This window comes from Holdemanella sp. (assembly GCF_056804935.1).
On sequence record NZ_DBMEXE010000291.1, the window covers coordinates 1 to 1,568 of the forward strand.

The 1,568-nt window shown below is 33.4% G+C and carries 1 protein-coding gene and 1 pseudogene; both read left to right on the forward strand.

Going from position 1 to position 1,568, the window contains the following annotated elements; genetic code table 11:
* A pseudogene (locus ACZQCL_RS09430) lies at positions 1 to 450 on the forward strand (hypothetical protein); the annotation flags it as partial.
* Positions 451 to 715: 265 nt separating this feature from the next.
* Positions 716 to 1,549: a type I phosphomannose isomerase catalytic subunit gene (locus ACZQCL_RS09435; protein ID WP_482483024.1), complete on the forward strand. Its 834-nt coding sequence runs from the start codon at positions 716 to 718 to the stop codon at positions 1,547 to 1,549.
* Positions 1,550 to 1,568: the final 19 nt, after the last annotated feature.

Genomic DNA, 1,568 nt, shown 5'->3' on the forward strand with positions numbered 1-1,568 from the left:
ACTTCATATAATTTTAATGAAGAAGACGTGTATAATCTATTCTATATATGTCGAAGTATTTATGATCAGTCTATTTATGAAGGAACGAGTAATCATTTTGGACTTGTGAAAAGCAGTGTGTTAAAAGTCGTCAAGACATTAACGGATGTAGAATGGTTGGATTTAGAAGAATTAGAGGAAAAGGAGAAGATTGAAATGTGTGAAGCTGAAAAGAGATGGCTAGAAGTAAAGTCAAAGGAATGGAAAGCTGAAGGAATTGAGTTAGGAATCAAACAAGGCATTGAACAAGGTATCGAACAGGGTATTGAACAAGGAATTGAACAAGGCAGTGAGAATAATCGCAAAGAAATGTATAGGACGATGGTAAACAAAGGATTCAGTATTTCAAGTATCGCATCGATCTTCTCGGTAAGTGAAGAGTCGATTGAAAGGCTATTGATGAAAGCTTAGGTGAAGTTAAATGTGTGAAGAACATTTAGACACTAGTACAAATCTTTGAGGTTTCTAGAATGACTTTAAAAATAGAGTTTAATAGATGGATGTGGATTTCGCATCCATCTTCTTGATAAGTTGAAAAAAATATAGATATATGCAGGATTGATATCATTTAGATAATGATATTTAGTCTTGATGTAGACGTTGTTTTAAGAAGTGTGGAGAAGTAGACATTATATGAATAACTAACTATAATAGAACTAGAAGTGAGGTACATAAAATGTCAATTATTAAACTAACTCCTGCATTTAAAGACTACCTGTGGGGTGGTACTAAACTAAAAGAAAACTATGGTAAAAAAACAGATATGGATCCAGTTGCGGAGAGCTGGGAATTATCTGTGCATCCAGATGGTCCAAGCATTGTTGCGAGTGGTGAATATCAAGGCTTATCTTTTCCTAAATATTTAGAGAAAAAAGGAAAAGGCGTTTTAGGAACGAAGGGAAACACATTTGAGTTTTTTCCAATCTTAATTAAATTTATTGATGCTAAACAACCATTATCAATTCAGGTTCATCCTGATAATGAATATGCGCTTCGTGTTGAGCATGAATATGGAAAAACAGAAATGTGGTATATCTTAGATTGTGAACCAGATTCATTTTTATACTTTGGTGTAAATAAAGAAATTACTAAAGAAGAATTTGAGCGTCGAATTCAAGATAATACTTTATTAGACGTGTTAAAAGCGGTTCCAGTACATAAGGGAGATGTTTTCTTTATAAAATCTGGTACAATTCATGCGATTGGTGCAGGAATTCAGATTTGTGAGATCCAACAAAACTCAAATACAACATATCGTGTTTATGATTTTGGCCGTGTTGGAAAAGATGGTAAACCTCGTGAATTACATATTCAAAAGGCGATTGATGTTTCAAATCTAAGTCCGATTGAATCTGATTTTAAACCATGTGGTCCTGAAGAAAAGAATGGGGATTGTGATACTGTACGTTTAGCAACTTGCGAATACTTTACAACATATGAATCTACATTGAATGGCACAACAACGCTTCATGTTGATGATGAAAGTTTTGGTTCATATTTTAATACTTGATCTGCAATCTTTTCTAATG